The sequence below is a fragment of the Streptomyces sp. NPDC047014 genome (assembly GCF_040644195.1).
GTDB lineage: Bacteria > Actinomycetota > Actinomycetes > Streptomycetales > Streptomycetaceae > Streptomyces.
The window spans coordinates 31,218-51,559 of sequence record NZ_JBEYVX010000025.1 but is presented as its reverse complement, the minus strand read 5'-3'; the positions used below and the strand labels follow the sequence as shown (position 1 = coordinate 51,559).

The 20,342-nt window shown below is 73.6% G+C and carries 19 protein-coding genes; 13 read left to right on the top strand and 6 right to left on the bottom strand.

Translation table 11 applies throughout. From position 1 onward, the window contains the following. Positions 1–168 precede the first annotated feature (168 nt). Positions 169–1,164 carry a TAXI family TRAP transporter solute-binding subunit gene (locus ABZ873_RS16845; RefSeq protein ID WP_360871739.1) on the top strand — a complete coding sequence of 332 codons (996 nt, stop codon included), beginning with the start codon at positions 169–171 and terminating at the stop codon, positions 1,162–1,164. Between the two features lie 16 nt (positions 1,165–1,180). Here the strand turns inward: ABZ873_RS16845 and ABZ873_RS16840 are convergent, their stop codons facing one another. Continuing rightward, complete coding sequence (locus ABZ873_RS16840) at positions 1,181–2,137, bottom strand: ROK family protein (RefSeq protein ID WP_360871797.1); 957 nt, start codon at positions 2,135–2,137, stop codon at positions 1,181–1,183. Between the two features lie 84 nt (positions 2,138–2,221). After that, on the bottom strand, positions 2,222–3,379 hold the full coding sequence (locus ABZ873_RS16835) for a substrate-binding domain-containing protein (protein WP_360871736.1): 1,158 nt from the start codon (positions 3,377–3,379) through the stop codon (positions 2,222–2,224). Between the two features lie 388 nt (positions 3,380–3,767). Here ABZ873_RS16835 and ABZ873_RS16830 point away from each other — a divergent pair, with 388 nt between their 5' ends. Both ABZ873_RS16830 and ABZ873_RS16825 read left to right on the top strand, forming a co-directional pair. Beyond that, positions 3,768–5,045 carry a glycosyl hydrolase gene (locus ABZ873_RS16830; protein ID WP_360871733.1) on the top strand — a complete coding sequence of 426 codons (1,278 nt, stop codon included), beginning with the start codon at positions 3,768–3,770 and terminating at the stop codon, positions 5,043–5,045. Positions 5,046–5,141: 96 nt separating this feature from the next. Continuing rightward, the gene (locus ABZ873_RS16825; protein ID WP_360871730.1) at positions 5,142–7,331 is read left to right on the top strand and encodes an endo-beta-N-acetylglucosaminidase; all 2,190 of its coding nucleotides are present in this window, start codon (positions 5,142–5,144) and stop codon (positions 7,329–7,331) included. A gap of 42 nt (positions 7,332–7,373) precedes the next feature. Here the strand turns inward: ABZ873_RS16825 and ABZ873_RS16820 are convergent, their stop codons facing one another. Then, the gene (locus ABZ873_RS16820; protein ID WP_360871728.1) at positions 7,374–8,795 is read right to left on the bottom strand and encodes a HAMP domain-containing sensor histidine kinase; all 1,422 of its coding nucleotides are present in this window, start codon (positions 8,793–8,795) and stop codon (positions 7,374–7,376) included. Between the two features lie 11 nt (positions 8,796–8,806). After that, entirely contained in the window at positions 8,807–9,532 is a 726-nt protein-coding gene (locus ABZ873_RS16815; RefSeq protein WP_360871726.1) for a response regulator transcription factor, read from the bottom strand. Between the two features lie 335 nt (positions 9,533–9,867). Between ABZ873_RS16815 and ABZ873_RS16810 the strand changes: the two genes are divergently transcribed. The 8 genes from ABZ873_RS16810 to ABZ873_RS16775 all read left to right on the top strand — a co-directional run bounded on the left by ABZ873_RS16810 (position 9,868) and on the right by ABZ873_RS16775 (position 16,112). Continuing rightward, positions 9,868–10,653, top strand: a complete 786-nt coding sequence (locus ABZ873_RS16810) for an amino acid ABC transporter ATP-binding protein (RefSeq protein WP_360871723.1) — start codon at positions 9,868–9,870, stop codon at positions 10,651–10,653. Positions 10,654–10,742: 89 nt separating this feature from the next. Continuing rightward, positions 10,743–11,594 carry a glutamate ABC transporter substrate-binding protein gene (locus tag ABZ873_RS16805; RefSeq protein WP_360871721.1) on the top strand — a complete coding sequence of 284 codons (852 nt, stop codon included), beginning with the start codon at positions 10,743–10,745 and terminating at the stop codon, positions 11,592–11,594. A gap of 83 nt (positions 11,595–11,677) precedes the next feature. Beyond that, positions 11,678–12,352 (top strand): amino acid ABC transporter permease, encoded by a 675-nt coding sequence (locus ABZ873_RS16800; protein ID WP_360871718.1) that lies wholly within the window; start codon positions 11,678–11,680, stop codon positions 12,350–12,352. Then, entirely contained in the window at positions 12,349–13,245 is an 897-nt protein-coding gene (locus ABZ873_RS16795; protein ID WP_360871715.1) for an amino acid ABC transporter permease, read from the top strand. The genes ABZ873_RS16800 and ABZ873_RS16795 overlap by 4 nt, the downstream gene beginning before the upstream one ends. A gap of 168 nt (positions 13,246–13,413) precedes the next feature. Beyond that, entirely contained in the window at positions 13,414–14,988 is a 1,575-nt protein-coding gene (locus tag ABZ873_RS16790; RefSeq protein WP_360871712.1) for an FAD-dependent monooxygenase, read from the top strand. Positions 14,989–15,020: 32 nt separating this feature from the next. Continuing rightward, positions 15,021–15,107, top strand: coding sequence for a putative leader peptide (locus ABZ873_RS16785; protein ID WP_311318651.1), 87 nt, complete (start codon positions 15,021–15,023; stop codon positions 15,105–15,107). 79 nt (positions 15,108–15,186) lie between these two features. Further along, positions 15,187–15,723 (top strand): cysteine dioxygenase, encoded by a 537-nt coding sequence (locus ABZ873_RS16780; RefSeq protein ID WP_360871709.1) that lies wholly within the window; start codon positions 15,187–15,189, stop codon positions 15,721–15,723. Next, positions 15,720–16,112 carry a rhodanese-like domain-containing protein gene (locus ABZ873_RS16775; RefSeq protein ID WP_360871707.1) on the top strand — a complete coding sequence of 131 codons (393 nt, stop codon included), beginning with the start codon at positions 15,720–15,722 and terminating at the stop codon, positions 16,110–16,112. Before ABZ873_RS16780 ends, ABZ873_RS16775 begins: the two co-directional genes overlap by 4 nt. Positions 16,113–16,208: 96 nt before the next feature. Here ABZ873_RS16775 and recX read toward each other — a convergent pair whose 3' ends face one another. Together recX and recA are read right to left on the bottom strand one after the other, a co-directional pair. Then, entirely contained in the window at positions 16,209–16,778 is a 570-nt protein-coding gene (recX, locus tag ABZ873_RS16770) for a recombination regulator RecX (RefSeq protein WP_360871704.1), read from the bottom strand. Between the two features lie 3 nt (positions 16,779–16,781). After that, complete coding sequence (gene recA, locus ABZ873_RS16765) at positions 16,782–17,894, bottom strand: recombinase RecA (protein WP_360871702.1); 1,113 nt, start codon at positions 17,892–17,894, stop codon at positions 16,782–16,784. A 282-nt stretch (positions 17,895–18,176) separates the two neighbouring features. On the opposite strand from recA, the gene ABZ873_RS16760 reads away from it, so the two are divergent. Then, positions 18,177–19,652: a histidine kinase gene (locus tag ABZ873_RS16760; protein WP_360871699.1), complete on the top strand. Its 1,476-nt coding sequence runs from the start codon at positions 18,177–18,179 to the stop codon at positions 19,650–19,652. Next, positions 19,649–20,341, top strand: a complete 693-nt coding sequence (locus tag ABZ873_RS16755) for a response regulator transcription factor (RefSeq protein WP_360871696.1) — start codon at positions 19,649–19,651, stop codon at positions 20,339–20,341. Before ABZ873_RS16760 ends, ABZ873_RS16755 begins: the two co-directional genes overlap by 4 nt. The last annotated feature ends 1 nt before the right edge of the window (position 20,342 follow it).

The following is a 20,342-nucleotide window of genomic DNA, read 5'->3' as shown; positions in this document are numbered from 1 at the left end:
TAGGCGGTGGACGGAAGCCCTCCGCTCCCCTGTGGACAGAGCGCACCCGCGGGCGGCGGCCGGGCAGGAGGAGTCGCAGGTCAGCGCGGCCGGAAGCGGTCCGGGCCGGGGGCCCGGGCAGGGGCCGGGCCGTGACAGGAGGGCGGGGCGGGTGGCAGGATCGCGGGCATGCCCTACGTACCGCCCCGCATCAGCAGGCGCCGCGCCCTGCAGGTGGCGGTGGCCGTACTCGCCGTGCTCGGCCTGCTCACCTGGTGGCTGAACCCCTTCGGCAAGCCCGAGCTGCACGGCGGGCTCACTTTCAGCACGGGCGCGCAGACCGGCGTCTACCACCGCTACGGGCAGCTCCTCAAGCAGGAGCTGCGCCAGAGCATGCCCGGGGTGGACGTCGAGCTGATGACGAGCGAGGGCTCGCAGGAGAACCTGAAACGGCTGGCGACGGGCGAGGCGGACTTCACGGTCGCCACGGCGGACGCGGTCGCCAAGTACCGGCTGGACCACAAGCCCGGGGCGGACCTGCTGCGCGGCTGCGCGCGGCTCTACGACGACTACGTGCAGCTGGTGGTCCCGGCCGGCTCCCCGGTGCAGTCGGCCCGGGACCTGCGGGGCAAGCGGGTGGCGATAGGCCAGCCCGGCTCCGGGGTGCGGCTGGTCGCGGAGCGGCTGCTCGTCGCGGCGGGCCTCGACCCGGTGCTGGACCTCACACCGGTGTCCATAGGCATCGACACCATGCCGTCCGAGCTGGAGGCAGGCCGGATCGACGCCTTCTTCTGGTCGGGCGGCCTGCCGACGAACGCGGTGCAGAAGCTGTCGGAGCGCTCCGACATCCGGCTGGTGCAGCTCGGTGACCTGGTGGAACGGCTCCAGGGGGACGGCAGCCCGGCGCGGTACTACCGGACGGCCGTGATGCCGCAGGACGCGTACAAGCGGGCGCGCAACACCAGCGCGATCACCACCGTCGCCGTGCCGAACCTGCTGGTGACGACGGCGGCGAGCGATCCCGAGATGACCGAGCAGCTGACGCGGACGGTGATCAGCAGCCGCGACCTGGTGGGCCGCGAGGTGCACGCGGCGCAGCTGGTGGACCTGCGGACGGCGATCTACACCGACCCCCTGGAACTGCACGAGGGCGCGGGCCGGTACTACCGCTCCGAGAAGCCCTGACGGCCGGGCCGCACCTCTAGGAGGTGGGCCCCGGCAGCAGCATCGCCGCCGCCGCGGCCGCGCCGATCAGGCCCGCGTGCGTGCCCAGGCTCGCCGGTACCACCCGGAGCCCCGAGACGAAGCCCAGCGTGGCGTACTGGGCGAGGTGCGCCCGGATCGGCCCGAAGAGGGTGTCCCCGGCGGCGGCCACACCGCCCCCGACGACCGCGATGTCCGTCTCGACGAGGGTGGCGGTGGCCGCGATGGCGGCGGCCAGCGCGCGCCCGGCCCGGTCGTAGGCGGCCAGTGCCACCGGATCCCCCTGTTCCGCGGCCGCGGCCACCCCGGCGGCCGTGGCGTCGGGTGCGCCCGGGGCGTCCTCCCGGGCGGCCGGGGTCCAACCCTGCTCCAGGGCCCAGCGGGCGATCGCCGTACCGGAGGCCAGGGACTCGACGCAGCCGCGGCCGCCGCAGACGCACGGCTCGCCGTCGAAGGCCACGCTCATATGACCGATGTGGCCGGCGTTGCCGGTGGGGCCCGGGTGCAGCTGGTTGTTCAGGATCAGCCCGCCGCCCACGCCGGTGGAGACGACCATGCACAGCGCGTTCGCATGCCCCCGGGCCGCGCCCAGCCAGTGCTCGGCGGCGGTCATCGCCACCCCGTCGCCCGCCAGTACGGTCGGCAGCCCGGCCCCGCGCGCGGCGAGCTCGGCGGCCACGCGCTCCTGGACGGGGAAGTCCCGCCAGGCCCCGATGTTGACCGGGCTGACCGTGCCCCGGGAGGTGTCCACCGGGCCGGCGCTGCCGATCCCGCAGCGCACCGCCGAGCCCCACAGCGGCGAGGCCGACAGATCGGCGACGACCTCCGCGACCGCCGCCATGACGGCCTCGGCGTCGGTCCCGCGCGGGGTCGGGCGGCGGGTGGTGCCCGTCATCGTGCCGTCGGGGCAGACCAGCGCACCGGCGATCTTGGTGCCGCCGATGTCGATCGCCACCGTCGGTCCGGTGGCCGCCGCGTCCGGGCGCGGTACGGGGGACGGGGCGGTGGGGGTGATCACGGTGGCGGCTCCAGGAAGGGTTCAGGAATCAGTATGCGCCGGGGGTGGCGCCGTGCTGTCGCGCGGCTCCAGCCGGGGCCGCTCGCTCTCGCGTACCCCGGGCGGGCGCCCGGCGAGCACGGCGAGCAGTTCCTCGGCCGCCAGCCGCCCGAAGCCGGCGGTGTCGCGGACCAGCGCGGTGAGCCGGGGGTGGGTGACCCGGCAGAGCGCGGAGTCGTCCCAGGCCACGATCGAGAGCCGGCCGGGCACGGGGATGCCCAGCTCGGCGGCGACCGCACGCCCGGCGACGGCCATCACGTCGTTGTCGTAGACGAGCGCGGTCGGCGGACGCGGCTCGGCGAGCACCCGGCGGGTGGCCGCGGCCCCCTCCGCGTCGGAGTAGTCGGTGACCACGGAGCGCACGTCGCCGGGTCCGAGCCCGCGCCGCGCCGCCTCGGCGCGCAGCGAATCGATCCGGCGGACGGTGTGGGCCAGCGCGGGAAGGCCCGCGACGTGGACGATCCGGCGGTGGCCGAGGCCGTGGAGATGGTCCAGGACCTGGGCCATGGCCCCGGCGTCGTCGGCCCGGACGGCGGAGACGGCCGGGGCAGGAGTGGCTGGTGAGGCGGTGGACTGGGCGGGGATCGCCGGACCCGCCATCGCCGGGCCCGCCATCGCCGGGCCCTCCGTCGCCGGGCCCTCCGTCGCCGGACCCTTCGCCGCCGGTTCCGGTTCCGGTTCGCCGACGGTCACCGCCGGCAGGCCCAGTTCCGCGAGGAGCGCCGGCCGCGGGTCCCCCGTACGCGGGTCGACGACGAGGACCCCGTCCACCCGGCGTTCGGCCCACCAGCGGCGGTAGAGCGCGCATTCGGCGTCGATGTCCTCGACCACCTGGAAGAGCAGGGCGGTCCGCGCCGCCGACAGCGCCTCCTGGATCCCGGAGACCAGCTGGAGGAAGAAGGACTCGACGCCGAGGGTGTGCGCGGGCCGGGCCAGGACGAGTCCCACGGCGCCGGAGCGTTCGCCGGACAGGGCGCGCGCCGCGCTGTTGGGCTGCCAGCCCAGGTCTTCGGCGACGCGGTGGATCCGGGCCCTGGTCTCCTGGGAGACTCCCGGGCGGCCGTTCAGGGCGAAGGAGACGGCGCTCTCCGACACCCCCGCCCGTCGGGCGATGTCCTTGATCGTGGGTCTGCGGGCCATGACCTGCCTCATCCGTCCTTCGGGTGCGTCGCGCGCGGCCGGTCACGGACGGCGCGATGGCCGGACCGTACGCGATCCGGCCCCGCCGCGTGTGCCGAACGGGCCGTCATCCCCCTGAGCCCGCCCAGGTCATAGCTGCGGGGAAGCCTCCGGACGCTCACCGCGCGCCGTCCGAAAACCACCCTCGATTTCCCGTTCGCTTCCCTGTCGTCCGGTCCCTACTAAACCGCATTAGTCGCTCATGATCCAGCAATCAGAACCCTTGTGCCCACTGGGCTCAAGCGCATAAGTAGCACCATCCCGGGCCCTGTTGACTTTCCGCATCCGCAACGGCATTTTGTGGCGCGTCCGGTGAATTCGCGCACCACTCCAGAACCCGGGACCCCCTGTGCACGATGACGCACTCCGCTTCGGCGCCAACTACACGCCCGCCCGAGGCTGGTTCCACCACTGGCTGGACTTCGACCTGGACGAGGTACGGGCCGATCTCGACGCGATCGCCGCCCTCGGCCTGGACCACGTCCGCGTCTTCCCGCTGTGGCCGGTCTTCCAGCCCAACCGCACGCTGATCCGGCCGCGCGCCGTCGAACAGCTCGTCGCGCTCGCCGACGCCGCCGCCGAACGCGGGCTGGATGTGGCCGTGGACGGGCTGCAGGGGCACCTGTCCAGCTTCGACTTCCTGCCCTCCTGGGTCCGGACCTGGCACCGGAGCAACATGTTCACCGCCCCCGAGGTCGTCGCCGGGCAGGAGGAGTACCTGCGCACCCTGGCCGCCGCCCTCGCGGACCGGCCCCACTTCCTCGGCATGACGGTCGGCAACGAGATCAACCAGTTCTCCGACGACCCGCACCCCGACCCCGACCGCATCACCCCCGACCAGGCGGCCCGCTGGCTGGAGCGGATGCTCGACGCCTGCGAGCGGGGCGCGCCGGGCCGGCTGCACGTGCACGCCGAGTACGACGCCGCCTGGTACCGGGACGGCCACCCCTTCACCCCCGCCCAGGCGGCCCGGCTGGGTGGGGCCACCGCCGTCCACTCCTGGGTGTTCAACGGGACGGCGCAGCGCCACGGCGCGCGCGGGACGGCCACCGAGCACCATGCCGCCTATCTGATCGAGCTCTCCAAGGCGTGGGCCCTCGACCCGCACCGCCCGGTGTGGCTCCAGGAGACGGGCGCCCCGGCGCCGCTGATCCGGCCCGAGCAGGCCGCGCGGTTCACCGAGGCCACCCTGGCGAACGCGCTGGACTGCGCGGACCTGTGGGGGGTGACCTGGTGGTGCTCGCACGACGTGTCCCGGGAGCTCGCGGACTTCCCGGAGCTGGAGTACGGCCTCGGCCTGCTCACCAACGAGGGCAAGGTCAAGCCAGCGGGCGAGGCCGTCGCCCGGATCGCGGACCTCCGGCGGGGGCGCCCGCACCGGCCCGCACCGCGTACGACCGCGCTCGCGCTGGACACCGGAGAGCGCGCGGAGCACGCCGGGGGCTCCTGGCGGGCGGCATGCGCCCCCGGCGGCGCCTTCTTCGACGCCTGGGCCGCGCTGACGGCCGAGGGGGTGCGGCCCGCGGTGGTGCTCGCGGAGCACGCCGAGGACCCGGAGCGGCTGTCGGCCCGCGGGATCACCGAGGTCCTGCGCGTGCGGGACGTGATCCCGCCGCCCCCGGTCTGACCCCTCGGTCTGGCCCCTCGCTCTGCCCCCTGATCCGGTCCCCGTTTCCCGTCACCCCATTCCCACCACCCGCCCCATCCCCCTGAGGAGACCCGCATGCCCGAGACCGGCAACGGCGCCGGCCGTCGTACACCGCCCGCCCCCGACCCGTTACGCCCCACCCGGCGCAGAGTGCTGGCCGCCGGAGGCGGGGCCGCCGCGATGCTCGGCCTCGCCGGCCGGGCGCGGGCGGCCTCGGCCCCGCCGGCCCCGCTCGGCGCGCACGCCCCGTCCACCGCCCCGCCGATGGCCCCGGCGAGCGCTCCGACCCCGGGCGACCTGGCCCCGTACGCCTCCTACTGGTTCCCGGACACGCTGCCCGCCGGGAGCCCCGGGCCCGGCATCGTGTGGCGCTCGCTGCGCGCGTGGCGGCCGGAGAGCGATCCCGATCTGGCGTACAACACCGCGACCGTGCCGCTGGCCGGGCGGTTCACCCCGGTGCCCGCGAACCGGGAGGCCCGCGCCGACCGGGCCCGTATCGCCTCGCTCGTCTCCTTCGGGCCCACCGCCGGGAACCCCTCCCAGGGCTCCCCGACCGCCGACTCCTACGCGCTCACGCACTGGGCGTACCTCGACGAGCTGGTCTTCTGGGGCGGCTCCGCGGGCGAGGGGATCATCCTCGCCCCGAACGCGCCCCTGGTGGACGCCGCCCACCGCAACGGGGTCCGCGTGCTGGGCAATGTCTTCCTGCCACCCGTCGCCTACGGCGGCGACCTCCGTTGGACCCGCGATCTGGTCCAGCGCGACGCCCTGGGCCGTTTCCCGATCGCGGAACAGCTCGCCCTGGTGGCCCGTACGTACGGCTTCGACGGCTGGTTCGTGAACGCCGAGACGGACGGCGGCGACAGCACCCTCGCCACCCGGATGCGGGAGTTCCTGCGCGCCCTGCGGGCGGCGGGCGAGCCGTACGGGCTGCGCATCACCTGGTACGACGCCATGAACAGCACCGGCCGGGTCGGCTGGCAGGGCGCGCTCAACGCGCTCAATCAGGAGTTCTTCGAGGACCGGGCCGGCCCGGTCGCCGACACCCTGTTCGTGGACTTCCGCTGGACCCCGGGCACGCTGGCCGCCTCGGGCGCGCTCGCGGACCGGCTGGGCCGCTCCCGCCACGAGCTGTGGGCCGCCGTGGACACCGAGTCCCGCGGCTGGGACGCGCCCGTGGACTGGGACGCGATCGTCCCTCGCGACCGCGAGCACATCGTGAGCTACGGCTTCTACCGGCCCGAATGGACCCGCAACCACCTCACCGACCGCTCCCCCGGCGCCTTCCACCACGCGGACGACCGCTTCTGGACGGGCTCCTCGCTGGATCCCTCCCGGCCCGATACCGGGGACCACTGGCGGGCGCCCGCCACGGTGGTCGCGGACCGCTCCACCGTCACCGCGCTGCCCTTCGCCTGCTCCTTCAACACCGGCCACGGGCTGCGCTGGTACGAGAACGGAGCGGTCGCCTCCGAGACCCCGTGGACCCACCTCGGGCTGCAGGACCGGCTGCCCGGCCGCCGCTGGGTGGTGGACACCGCCGGGGAGCGCCCCGCGGTGACCCTGGACTTCGCGGACGCCTGGCGCGGCGGCTCCAGCCTGCTGGTCTCGGGGGCGGTGACCGCCCCGGTGACGGTGGGGCTGCATACGACGCGGCTGCCGCTGACCCGGGCGAGCGTGCTGGAGCTGGTGCACTCCACCGGCGCCGGTTCCGGCCGGGTGGCGGTGGAGATCGGCGTGGCGACCCGCGAGCCGTCCGCCCCCGGCGAGCCGGTCCCGTACACCTGGCTGCGGGGCGGGAGCGCGGACGCAGGGCGGGGCTGGCGCACCACGCGGGCGGCGCTCGCGCCGCTGGCCGGGAGGACCGCGTACGCCCTGGCCGTACGGATCACCGCGCGCGGGAAGAGGCCGGTGGTGTGGCGACTCGGCGCGGTATCGGTACACGACGAGCCCCGCACCCGGCGCCCGTCCCCGGCCGGATCCCCGGCCGTCGATGCCTCGGCCCAGCAGAACGGCCGCGCCCGGCTCCGCCTGTCCTGGCGCCCGGCGGCCGGTCCGGGCGGGCGGCCGCGGCACTACGAGGTGGCGCGGGTGCTCCCCGGCGGCGGCAGGCGCTTCCTCGGCGGCACCTGCGGCACGGCCCTGTACCTCGACGGGGTGGAGCGCGCGGGCCGGGAGGCGGCGGCGGTGTTCGAGGTACGGGCCGTGGACGAGCTGTACGCGGCCTCCGAGCCCGTCCGCACGGCCCTGCCCTGGGAGCCGTAGCCCGGGGGCGGGGGCAGGGGCGCGAGCCAGCGGGCCGGGGGGTCAGTGCCGGTCGGAGCCGTGCGGGGCGGTGCGCGGGACGGCCACCGTCACCCGGAGCCCGTGCGGCGGGTTCGTCTCGTAGGAGAGGGATCCGCCGCCCGCGGCGAGCAGGGCCCGGGAGATCGACAGGCCCAGCCCGGAGCCCTTGATGTTCTGGTGGCGGCCGCTGCGCCAGAAGCGGTCACCGACGCGCAGCAGCTCCTCCTCGGTGAGGCCGGGGCCGCGGTCGGCGACGACCACGCGGACCGTGCCCGCCTCGGCGGCGACGGCCACCTCGACCTGTTCACCGGCGGGGGTGAATTTCAGGGCGTTGTCGATGACGGCGTCGAGCGCGCTGGACAGGGCGATGGGATCGGCCCAGCCGGTGAGGGCGGTCCGGCCCGTCCCGATGAGCCGTACGCCCTTCTCCTCCGCGACCGGGCGCCAGGCGGCGACGCGCTCGGCGGTGAGCGCGCCGATGTCGGTGAGGCTGATCTCGGCGGAGGCGTGCTCGGCCAGCGCCAGGTCCAGCAGGTCGTCGAGGACCTGGGTCAGGCGCTTGCCCTCCGTGCGGACGGAGGCGATCTCCTCGTTGCCCTCGGGCAGTTCGAGGGCGAGCAGCTCGATGCGCAGGAGCAGCGCGGCGAGCGGGTTGCGCAGCTGGTGCGAGGCGTCGGCGACGAACGCCCGCTGCTGCTCCAGCACCTCCTCCACGTTGTCGGCCATCTCGTTGAACGAGCGGGCCAGGCGTTGGAGTTCCGGCGGGCCCCCGGCGGCCGCGACGCGCGAGTTCATCCGGCCGGTGGCGATGCCGTGCGCGGCGGCGTCGAGGGTACGGACGGGCTTGAGCACCCAGCTGGTCAGGCGCAGGGCGGCGCCGAAGGCGACGAGCATGGCGGCGGCGAGCCCGGCCGCGATCAGCAGCCACCCGCGCAGGATGCGGGCCCGCATCTGGTCGGTCGGGGACTCGGTGGCGACGACCGCGACCACGTCCCCGTCGAGGACCACCGGGGAGACGACGAGGAGTTTGCCGTTCGGCTGCCAGGGCCACACCTGCGGCGGGTCGTGGCTGCGCCGGCCGGCCAGCGCCTGGTCCAGGGCGTCGGCGCCCTCGCCGGACTTGGGGAGCTGCCACCAGCCCGGGGAGCGGGCCAGGGCGTTGGCGTCGCGGAAGAAGACGCCGACGCGGATGCCGTACAGCTCCTGGTAGCGGGCGAGTTCGAGCTGGAGGAGGTCGCGGCGCTCGTCGGCGCCGGTGGAGCCGGAGCCCTGGGCGTCGATGACGAACTGGGCGAGCGCGGCGAAGCGGGCGCTGTCGTCGATGCGGTCGACGACGACCCGCTGCTGCTGCCCGGCGGCGAGGGAGACGGCGAGCGGGAAGCCGAGCGCGAGCAGGGTGCCCGCCATGAGGATGACGAGCAGGGGGAGCAGACGGGCGCGCACGGCAGGCGGTCCTACGGGGCGGTCGGGGCGGTGGGAGCGCTCGGGGCGACGAGCCGGTAGCCCACCCCTCGGACGGTCTCGATCAGGGCGGGCATGCGCAGCTTGGAGCGCAGCGAGGCCACATGGACCTCCAGGGTGCGCCCGGTCCCCTCCCAGCTGGTGCGCCACACCTCGCTGATGATCTGCTCGCGGCGGAAGACGACCCCGGGGCGCTGCGCGAGCAGGGCCAGCAGGTCGAATTCCTTGCGGGTGAGGGGTACGTCCGCGCCGTCCACGCTGACCCGGCGGGTGGGCAGCTCGATGCTGACGGGGCCGAGCCGGACCGTGGCGGGCGTACCGCCGCCGGGGGTGACGGCCTCGTCGGCGGCCGCTCCGGTGCGCCGGGCGACGGCGTGGATGCGGGCCAGCAGCTCGCCGGTGTCGTAGGGCTTGGTGACGTAGTCGTCGGCGCCCATGTTCAGCCCGTGGATGCGGGAGCGTACGTCGGCCCGCGCGGTCACCATGATGACCGGGGTGGAGGTGCGCTTGCGGATCCGGCCGCACACCTCGTAGCCGTCCTGGTCGGGCAGGCCGAGATCGAGCAGGACCACGCCGAAGGGCGGGGCGCCGGCGGGCAGCAGGGCCTGCAGGGCCTCCTCGCCGTTGCGGGCGTGGGTGACCTGGAAGCCGTGCCGGGCGAGGATCGCGGACAGGGCGGCGGCGACGTGGTCGTCGTCCTCGACGAGCAGCAGTCTCATCTCGTCCCCCTCTCCTCTCTTCTCTTTCGGTTCCCCGTGCCCGGCTCCGGACTCCGGCTCCGGCCGTACGCGCCGCGCGTGGGGCGCGCTCACGGCCACGCACGTGACCACCATGCATACACGCCGATGCCGGGTCCCACGTCAAGGGGCTGCCGCCGCGGCGCGCCTTCCGTTATGCACCCGGTATTCGGACATGATCGTCCGAACCGTGTCGTACACGGAGCGTATCCGGCGGAGGCCGGATCGTTATCCTCAATTCTCCCTCAGATGTGATGACGGTGTGCTCGTCTCGTCACTACTGTCCTCCCAACCGAGGAGGACGGAGCTAGAAGCCGATGAGCGGAGTATCAGTGACCAAGGACGTGCAGGACGCGGCCGGTGCCGCGGACGACCTGGTCGTACTGAGCAACGTCAACAAGCACTTCGGCGCGCTGCACGTGCTTCAGGACGTCAATCTGAGCATTGCCCGCGGCGAGGTGGTCGTGGTGATCGGTCCTTCGGGATCGGGCAAGTCCACGCTGTGCCGGACCATCAACCGCCTGGAGACCATCGACTCGGGCACGATCACGCTCGACGGCAAGGAACTGCCCTCGGAGGGCAAGGAACTCGCCCGGCTGCGCGCCGATGTCGGCATGGTCTTCCAGTCGTTCAACCTCTTCGCGCACAAGACGGTGCTGCAGAACGTCATGCTGGGCCAGCAGAAGGTCCGCAAGACCGACCAGGCCGCGGCGCACGCGAAGGCGGTGGCCCTGCTGGACCGGGTGGGCGTCGGCTCGCAGGCCGACAAGTACCCGGCGCAGCTCTCGGGCGGCCAGCAGCAGCGCGTGGCGATCGCCCGTGCGCTGGCGATGGAGCCGAAGGTGATGCTCTTCGACGAGCCGACCTCGGCGCTGGACCCGGAGATGATCAACGAGGTGCTGGAGGTCATGCAGCAGCTCGCCCGGGAGGGCATGACGATGGTGGTCGTCACGCACGAGATGGGCTTCGCCCGCTCCGCCGCCAACCGGGTCGTCTTCATGGCCGACGGAAAGATCGTCGAAGAGGCCACCCCGGAGCAGTTCTTCAGCAACCCGCGCAGTGACCGGGCGAAGGACTTCCTGTCGAAGATCCTGCACCACTGACGACCCACGTCTGGTAGTGATCCCCTGGCGGCCCGACCCCCGCGTCGTCGCTCGTCGTTCAACAACGTCTCATCCGAGGGAAGTTCACCATGAAGATCTCCAAGGCCGCCGCGGCCGCGGCTGTCGCCGTCGCCCTGTCCCTGACCGCGACCGCGTGTGGCGGCAGCAAGCAGGACGCCGGCAGTGACGGCGGTGCGTCCGGTGGCGCCAAGGACAAGATCGTCGTCGGCATCAAGTACGACCAGCCCGGCCTCGGCCTCAAGACCCCGGACGGCAAGTTCACGGGCTTCGACGTCGACGTGGCGACCTACGTGGCCAAGGAGCTCGGCTACCAGCCCGACCAGATCGAGTTCAAGCAGGCCGTCAGCGCCGAGCGCGAGAACCTGATCTCCAACGGCGACGTCAAGTTCATCGTCGCGACGTACTCGATCAACGACAAGCGCAAGGAGCGGGTCGACTTCGCCGGCCCGTACTTCCTCGCGCACCAGGACCTGCTGGTCCGCGCCGACGACACCTCGATCACCAAGGCCGAGGACCTGAACAAGAAGAAGCTCTGCTCGGTCACCGGCTCGACCTCGGCCCAGAACGTCAAGACCAAGCTGGCCCCCGAGGCCGACCTGCTGGAGCAGGGTGGCTACTCCGAGTGCCTGACGGGCCTGGAGAACAAGAAGGTCGACGCCCTCACCACGGACAACTCGATCCTGGCGGGCTACGCGGCCCAGGACAAGAACAAGGGCAAGTTCAAGCTGGTCGGCCTGAGCCTGAGCAACGAGAACTACGGCATCGGTCTGAAGAAGGGCGACAAGGAGCTCCAGACCAAGATCAACGCCGCGCTCAAGAAGATGGTCGCGGACGGCAGCTGGCAGCAGGCCGTGGACAAGAACCTGGGCCCGGCCAACTTCAAGAACGAGCCTGCCCCGCAGATCACCGAAGGCAGCTGATTCATCGGTGAGGCTCGTCGCCGCCCGCCTGCCGCGGGCGGCGGCGCGTCTCACCGGCCATCCTGGGGAGAGCGCAGGGCATCGTGTTCGATTTTCTTGATTCCGGGCAGTACGACGTGCTCGGAGCCTTCTGGGTGACGGTTCAGCTCACCCTCTACTCGGCGGTCGGGTCCCTGATCTGGGGCACCGTCCTGGCGGGGATGCGGGTCAGCCCGGTCCCGCTGCTGCGGAGCTTCGGTACCGCGTACGTCAACCTGGTGCGCAACACGCCGCTCACCTTGCTGATCATCGGATGTTCGCTGGGTCTCAGCCAGACCCTCGGCATCGATCTGGGTGGCACCACCTTCAAGGAGACCGGTTTCCGGCTCGCCGTTCTCGGACTGGTCGCCTACACCGGCACCTTCGTCTGCGAGGCCCTGCGCTCCGGTATCAACACCGTGCCCGTGGGGCAGGCCGAAGCGGCCCGCGCACTGGGGCTGAGCTTCTTCCAGGTCCTCACCCTGATCGTGCTCCCCCAGGCATTCCGGGCGGTCGTCGGACCGCTCGCCAACGTACTGATCGCGCTCACCAAGAACACCACGGTGGCGGCGACCATCGGCGTGGCCGAGGCGGCCCTGCTGATGAAGGAAATGCTGGAGAACGAGGCGCAGGCGGTCTTCGCGGTCTTCGCGGTCTTCGCCCTCGGTTTCGTCCTGCTGACCCTGCCCACCGGCCTGCTGCTGGGCTGGGTGGCCAAGCGAGTGGCGGTGAAGCGATGAGTTCCGTGCTGTACGACACCCCGGGCCCCAGGGCCAAGGTGCGCAACTGGATCTACAGCGGGATCTTCGTCGTCCTGTTCGCGCTCGTCCTGTGGTGGGCGCTGTCCCTCATGGCCGAGAAGGGCCAGCTGGACGCCGACAAGTGGTCCCCCTTCGTCACCGACAGCCGGGTCTGGACCACCTACCTGCTGCCCGGCCTGGTCGAGACGCTGAAGGCCGGCGCGCTCTCCATGATCATCGCCCTCCCGTTCGGTGCGGTGCTGGGTATCGGCCGGCTTTCCGACCACGCCGGTGTGCGGGCCGCGGTCGGCGCCTGGGTGGAGTTCTTCCGCGCCATCCCGGTGCTGATGCTGATGCTGTTCAGCAACGCGCTGTTCGCGCCGCAGTTCATGGATGTCCCCTCCGACACCCGGCCGTTCTGGGCCGTGGTCACGGGCCTGGTCCTCTACAACTCGGCCGTCATCGCCGAGGTCGTCCGGGCAGGTGTGCTCTCCCTCCCGAAGGGACAGGCGGAGGCAGCGAAGGCGATCGGCCTGCGCAAGGGCCAGACCATGACCCACGTGCTGCTGCCGCAGGCCGTCACGGCGATGCTGCCCGCGCTGGTCAGCCAGCTCGTGGTGATCCTCAAGGACACCGCGCTCGGCGGCGCCCTGCTCGGCTTCGCGGAGCTGCTTTCCACGAACCGGCAGATCTCCGCGAACTACAGCAACACCATCGCCACCCTCTTCGTGATCGCCCTGATCTACATCGCGGTGAACTTCGCCCTGACCACCTTCGCCTCCTGGATGGAGAAGCGGCTGAGGCAGTCGAAGAAGGGCACCGGCGCGGTCGTCGAGGGCGACGTGGCCGAGGTCGACGCGGGCGGCGCCGCCGGCGTGGGCAAGGCGCCCTGAGACCGGAGGGCCTGACGTCCGGTCAGCGAAACGGTACGGCTCACGTGGTGCGGCGGAACTCATCCGCCGCACCACGCCGCGTTGCGCCGTCGAGTGTCACTTGACGCAGACACCTCCAATGGGTTGCATACGTTCTGTGATCACATACCGGACATCGGGAGCCGCGCCATGGACCCGGTGATCGTCGTCGGCGCCGGGCCCGTCGGGCTGGCCCTGTCCCTCGCCCTGGCGGGCGCGGGCGTGCCCTCCGTCGTGCTCGACGAGCGGCCCGGCAAGGACGAGGTCCGGCCCGCCCGTACCGTCGTCCTGCACGCCGAGACCGCCGCCATGGTGCACCGGCTCGGCTGCAGGACGCTGCGCGACGAGGGCGCGTACTTCGCCGCCTGGCGCACCATGCGCCGCGGCCGGGCCGCGCAGCGGATCACCTTCGAGGACCGCCAGGCCCCCCTGCACCTCCCCCAGCACGCCCTGACACGCGGGCTGCGCGACGCCGCCGCCGCGCACCCCCTCGTGCAGCTGGTCCACGACACCAAGCTGGACTCCCTGGAACAGGACGAGCGCGGGATCACCGCGCACACCCGGGGCGCCGAGACCACCTGGTGGCGCGGGAGCCACCTCGTCGGCTGCGACGGCGCCCGCTCCACCGTGCGCAAGCTGCTCGGTATCCGCTTCCCCGGACGCACCGCCGTGGAGCGGCACGCCGTGGCCGCGCTGCGCACCGAACTGCCCTGGCCCGGCGAGGCCCTGCTGCACCGGGGCGGCGCGCAGGAGGTCACCTCCCGGCCGCTGCGCGACGGGGTCTGGCGGCTGGACTGGCTGCTTCCGGCGCGCGGCGAGCTGGTGACCCCCGACGCGCTGGTCACCCTGATCCGCGACACCCTCGCGGTGTGGTGCGGGGGCACGACTCCCCCGTACGACCTCATCGACACCGGCGTCCACACCCTCCACCACCGCCTCGCCCGGCGCTGGCGCGACGGGCGGGCCTTCCTCGCCGGGGATGCCGCGCACCTGCTGGGCGCGCTCGGCACGCAGGGCGTGGAGGAGGGGCTGAGGGACGTGGAGAACCTGGCGTGGAAGCTCTCCCTGGCCTGGCACCAGGGGGCTTCGGAAGCCCTGCTCGACAGCTACGAGGAGGAGCGGCGCACCTCGGTCGCCGCCCGGCTGCGCGCCGCCGACCAGGCCATGCCGGCGCTGCGGACCGGCGGGGGCCTGCGGACCTATCTGCCGGGGGCCGCGCGGTCCGCCGAGTCCCTGCTCACCGACGGCCACCTGGGGCGCGGGCCGCTGGGCGCCGAGCCGGCGTACGCCCCTCCGGCCGCCGTACGCGAGGTGGCGACGGCCACGGAACCGGGCGGGCCGGTGGCCAACGTGCCCGTCACCGCGCCGGACGGCGCGACGGTGCCGCTGCGCGATCTGCTCGGGCAAGGGAAGCTGCTGGTGGTGCTGGTGGCTCCCGGGACCGGGGTGTGGGACCGGCGGCACTGGCTCGGCGCCGGGCTGATGCCCCGTCTGGCCGCCGCGGTCGGCGCCCTGCCGGCCCGCGCCGACCTGCTGGTGGCCGACGCCTATCCGGGGGCTCCGGCGCACACCGTGCTGCTGGTGCGGCCGGACGGGCATCTCGCGGCGACGTTCGCGGGGGTGCTGCCCGAGGAGCTGTACGACGCGGCGGACGCCGTGCGGGCGGGTGCGCCGGAGTCCCGGGCGGTGGTCCCGGCCAAGACCTCGACCGCCGTGATCGATTGACCGTGTCCGGGCCTCCGTGGTTCACTCGCGGAATGACCGGCAACGACGTACGCCTGTGGCGGAGGGTCCATATGGACCTGCTCCGCTACGCGGGCTGCGTGTGTCGCCCTTCCTGCTGATTCGCCCTCCCTCCGCGCGCCCCGTGCCGTCCACCGGCCCGCGCGCGTTTCCGCGAACCCAGGAAATGGTCACCTCTCCATGTCTGCTGCACCCGCGTACACCCCTGAGCCCGTGCTGGCCGGGGGCCCCACGATCACCGAACTCCTCGACTTCGCCCTCCGTACCGCGGCCGATCCCACGATCGTGGCCTCCCTCCCCCTCGACCCCGAGGGCCGTACCTGGATCCGGCTGGACGGTCCCGGCGGCAGCGAGGCGTGGCTGATCGGCTGGCCGCCGGGCACCGGCACCGGCTGGCACGACCACGCCGAGTCCCGGGGGGCGTTCGCCACCGCCCGGGGCCGTCTCACCGAGCGCTCGCTGGCCGTACGGCTGCCCTCGGAGGGCTGGCGTTCGCTGGAGCTGGCTCCCGGGGTCGACCGCAGCCGCGTCCTGGAGGCGGGTGCCGGGCGGGCCTTCTCCCAGCACCATGTGCACGAGGTGCTGAACGAGTCCGCGACCGCGCACGCCGTCTCGGTGCACGCCTACTACCCGCCTCTCCCGCTGATCCGGCGCTACAGCCGCAGCGGGCCGGTGCTGCATCTGGAGCAGGTCGAGCGTGCGGCGGAGTGGCAGTGAGCGGGCCGGTCGGCATCGACGAGCTGCTGGAGCGGGTCCGCGCGGGCTATACGCGGGTGGACGCGCGGGAGGCGTACGCCGCTTCGCTCGCGGGGGCGGTGCTGGTGGACATCCGCTACCAGGCGCTGCGCGAGCGGGAGGGGCTGATCCCGGGGGCGCTGGTGATCGAGCGCAACGAGCTGGAGTGGCGGCTGGATCCGCGGGGCAGCCACCGCGTGCCCGAGGCCACGGGCCATGACCTGCGGGTGGTGGTGATCTGCAACGAGGGCTACGCCTCCAGCCTCGCGGCGGCCTCCCTCCACGCGCTGGGCCTGCACCGGGCGACGGACCTGACGGGCGGCTTCCAGGCATGGCGCGCGGCCGGCCTGCCGGTCACGGCTCCGGCCTGAGCGGCGGGGCGGCGGACGGAGCGGGCTGCGCCTGACGGCCCGTCACCGTCCGGTACGGAACCGGCCCGGGGCTGTTCGCGCCCCGGGCCCACCGGTTCACTCCCCCGGGTGAGGGAAGTCGTCGGGGTCCTCGCCCTCCGACTCCAGGGCGCGGCGGACCACCCGCAGGGCCATGCCCTCCGGGTATCCCTTGCGGGCGAGCATGCCGGCGAGTCTGCGGATCCGCTTGTCCCGCTCCAGGCCCCGGGTCGCACGGAGCTTGCGCTCCACCAGCTCCCGGGCGGTCTCCTCCTCCTGGTCGGAATCCAGCTGCTCCAGGGCGTCCGCCACGAGGGTGGCGTGCACCCCCTTGGTACGGAGCTCCTGGGCGAGGGCCCGGCGCGCGAGACCGCGGCCGCGGTGCCGGGACTCGACCCAGGCGCCGGCGAAGGCCGCGTCGTCGATGAGGCCGACCTCCTCGTACCGGGAGAGGACCTCCTGCGCCACCTCCTCCGGGATGCCCCGCTTCTCCAGGGCGTCGGCAAGCTGGCGCCTGGTACGGGGGCTCCCCGTGAGCAGGCGCAGACAGATCGCCCGCGCCTGCTCCTCGGGACTCTGGGGCGGCAGCTCCTGGCGGCCCTCACGGCCCGCCCGGCTCCCGCCGCCCCTCTCTTCGTGCTCGCGCACGGATCAGCTCTTGGCCACGGCCGTCTTGGCCGCCGTCTTGGCCTTCGACGCCGGGGCGGGCACGGCCGTGGCGGCGGCGTCGGCCGGAGCGGCGGCGGCCTCGTCCGCGGAGTCGTCCCTCTTGATCCCGACGCCCAGCTTCTCCTTGATCTTCCGCTCGATCTCGTTGGCGAGATCCGGGTTGTCCTTGAGGAAGTTGCGGGCGTTCTCCTTGCCCTGGCCGAGCTGGTCGCCCTCGTACGTGTACCAGGCGCCGGCCTTGCGGATGAAGCCGTGCTCCACGCCCATGTCGATCAGGCCGCCCTCGCGGCTGATGCCCTGGCCGTAGAGGATGTCGAACTCGGCCTGCTTGAAGGGCGGCGCGACCTTGTTCTTGACCACCTTGCAGCGGGTGCGGTTGCCGACGGCCTCGGTGCCGTCCTTGAGGGTCTCGATGCGGCGGATGTCGATGCGCACGGAGGCGTAGAACTTGAGCGCGCGGCCACCGGTCGTGGTCTCCGGCGAGCCGAACATCACACCGATCTTCTCGCGGAGCTGGTTGATGAAGATCGCGGTGGTCTTGGACTGGTTGAGCGCACCGGTGATCTTGCGAAGCGCCTGGCTCATCAGGCGGGCCTGGAGACCGACGTGCGAGTCGCCCATCTCGCCCTCGATCTCGGCGCGGGGCACGAGGGCCGCGACGGAGTCGATGACGATCAGGTCGAGGGCGCCGGAGCGGACGAGCATGTCCACGATCTCCAGTGCCTGCTCGCCGGTGTCGGGCTGGGAGAGGATGAGGTTGTCGGTGTCGACGCCGAGGGCCTTGGCGTACTCGGGGTCGAGCGCGTGCTCGGCGTCCACGAAGGCGACGGTGCCGCCGGCCTTCTGCGCGTTGGCCACGGCGTGCAGGGTCAGGGTCGTCTTGCCGGAGGACTCCGGGCCGTAGATCTCGACGACGCGGCCGCGCGGCAGGCCGCCGACGCCGAGCGCGATGTCCAGGGCGGTCGACCCGGTGGAGATGACCTCGATGGGGTCGTTCGGCTTGTCGCCGAGACGCATGACCGCGCCCTTGCCGAATTGCCGTTCAATCTGTGCGAGCGCGGCGTCGAGAGCCTTCTCGCGGTCGGTGCCTGCCATGGGTTCCACCCGGTTTGCTTGAGTCGATCGCTTCACGCCTTTGACGCTAATGCCTGCCACTGACAATGCGCCTCCACGGCCGTTCCGGCTGTGGATAACCCATCAGAATGGATGTTCGATTTCCCTGTCAAGCGCACCACGCCGAGCGCGGAACGCCTGACCCCCGGCCAGGAGACGCACCCCGCCCGCCCACGGGAACCCACCGGTCCGCCGGGACCCGTCGGCAGCGCTGTTTCGTAGGGTCGTCGGGTGAGAGTGATGATCCGGGGGTTTCGGGGAGGCGTGGCGTTTCTGGGGGCCGGGCTCGTGGTGGGGGCCGTGATCGTGCCCGGTACCGGGGTGGCCACGCTGTGGTGGGGGCTGCCCGCGGCCGTGTGCGCGTTCCTGGCCGGGCGGCAGCCCGGGCGGGACCGGCGGACCGCCCTCGCGCTCGGCGGGGTGCTCGTGGCCGCCGCGCTCGCCATGCTGCTGGTGCCCGCCTGGCCGGGGTGGGCGAGCCGGTTCGTCGGGCTGTTGCTCGTGGCGGCCATGCTGCCCTGGTTCGCGGGGCGGTTCCTGCGCCAGTACCGCGAGCTGGTCGAGGCCGGGTGGGAGCGGGCCGCGCGGCTGGAGCGCGAGCAGCGGCTGGTCGCGGAGCAGGCCCGGCTGCGCGAGCGGACCCGGATCGCCCAGGACATGCACGATCTGCTCGGCCACGACCTCAGCCTCATCGCCCTCTCGGCGGGAGCCCTCAAGCTGGCGCCCGGCCTCGCCGACGAGCACCGCGCCGCGGCCCAGGACATCCGGGCCCGGGCCGCCGCCGCCGTGGACCGGCTCGGGGAGGTGATCGGAGTGCTCCGCGAGCCCCCGCGGCCCGACCCGGCGGCGGCCGGCACCCCCGCGGAGACGGGGGCCCGGCACGACAGCCTCGACAGTCTCGGCGGGCTCGTCGAGCGGGCGGCCGCCGCCGGGCTCGACGTACGGCTGCGCGTGGAGGGCGCGCCGGCCGGCCACGAGGTCCCGCGCCCCGTGGAGCGGGCCGCACACCGGGTCGTGCAGGAGGCGCTGACGAACGTGGCCAAGCACGCCCCGGGCCACCGGGCGACCGTCCGCGTCCGGCACACCGGGGCCCGTACCGAGGTGGAGGTCACCGACAGCGCCCTCGGCCCCGCTCCCGCCCCGGCCGCGCACCCCGCACCGCGCGCCGCCGGCCACCGCTCCGGCCTCGTCGGGCTGGAGGAGCGGGTCCGGCTGGCCGGGGGCACCTTCGCCGCGGGCCCCGAGGACGCCGGCTTCGCCGTCCGGGCCGCGCTGCCGCACCGCCCCGGGCCCGCCCCCGTACCGCACCGCCCCGTACCGCACCGCGAGGGGCCGGGGGCCGCCGGGTACGCGCTGCCGCCCGAGCACCACAGCGCCCGGCGCCGCCTCGGCCGTACCGCCGTCGCGGCCGTGCTCGTCCCGCTGTGCACCACGCTCCTGCTGATCGGCGGGGTGCGGGTCTGGGACACCGCGACGGCCCGCCAGTCGGTGCTGAGCCCCCACCACTACGGCCTGCTGCGCCTCGGCCAGCCCCGCGCGGAGGTGGAGCCGTACCTGCCGGAGCGCCAGACGACCCGCCGCCCGGCGGATCCGGGCCCGGCGGCTCCGGACGCGGCGTGCGAGTTCTACGTACAGACCGCGGACCCCTTCGACGACCGCTCGGGCGACATCTACCGCCTCTGCTTCCGGGCCGGACGCCTGGTCTCCACCGACGACTACACGGGAAAGGGCGTCCGATGATCCGGATCCTGATCGCCGACGACGAGCCCATGATCCGCGCCGGGGTGCGCACGATCCTCACCACCGACCCCGGCATCACGGTCGTCGCCGAGGCCGCCGACGGCCGCGAGGCGGTGGAGCTCGCCCAGTCCCACCGCCCGGACGTCGCCGTGCTCGACATCCGGATGCCGGGGACCGGCGGCATCGAGGCGGCCACCGAGATCCGCCGGACCGTACCCGGCACGGGCGTGGCGATGCTGACCACCTTCGGCGAGGACGAGTACATCCTGCGCGCCCTCACCGAGGGGGCCACCGGCTTCCTGATCAAGTCCGGCGAGCCGGAGGAGCTGATCGCGGGCGTCCGCGCCGTGGCCGACGGGGCCGCCTACCTGTCACCGAAGGTCGCCGCCCGCGTCGTGGCGCACCTCGCCGCCGGCGGGGCGGGCGCCCGGGCCGGCCGGCAGGCCGCGGCCCGCGCCCGCGTGGAGACCCTGACCGCCCGGGAACGGGAGGTACTGGGCTTCCTCGGCGGCGGGCTGTCCAACGGGCAGATAGCCCGCCGGCTCCGGCTGGCCGAAGGCACCGTGAAGGCCCATGTCAGCTCGATCCTGGCGCGGCTCGGCGTCGACAACCGGGCCGCGGCGGCCGTGCTCGCCCACGAGGCCGGCGGGATCCCGGCGCCGCCGCCCGGGCTGCCGCACCAGGGCTGAG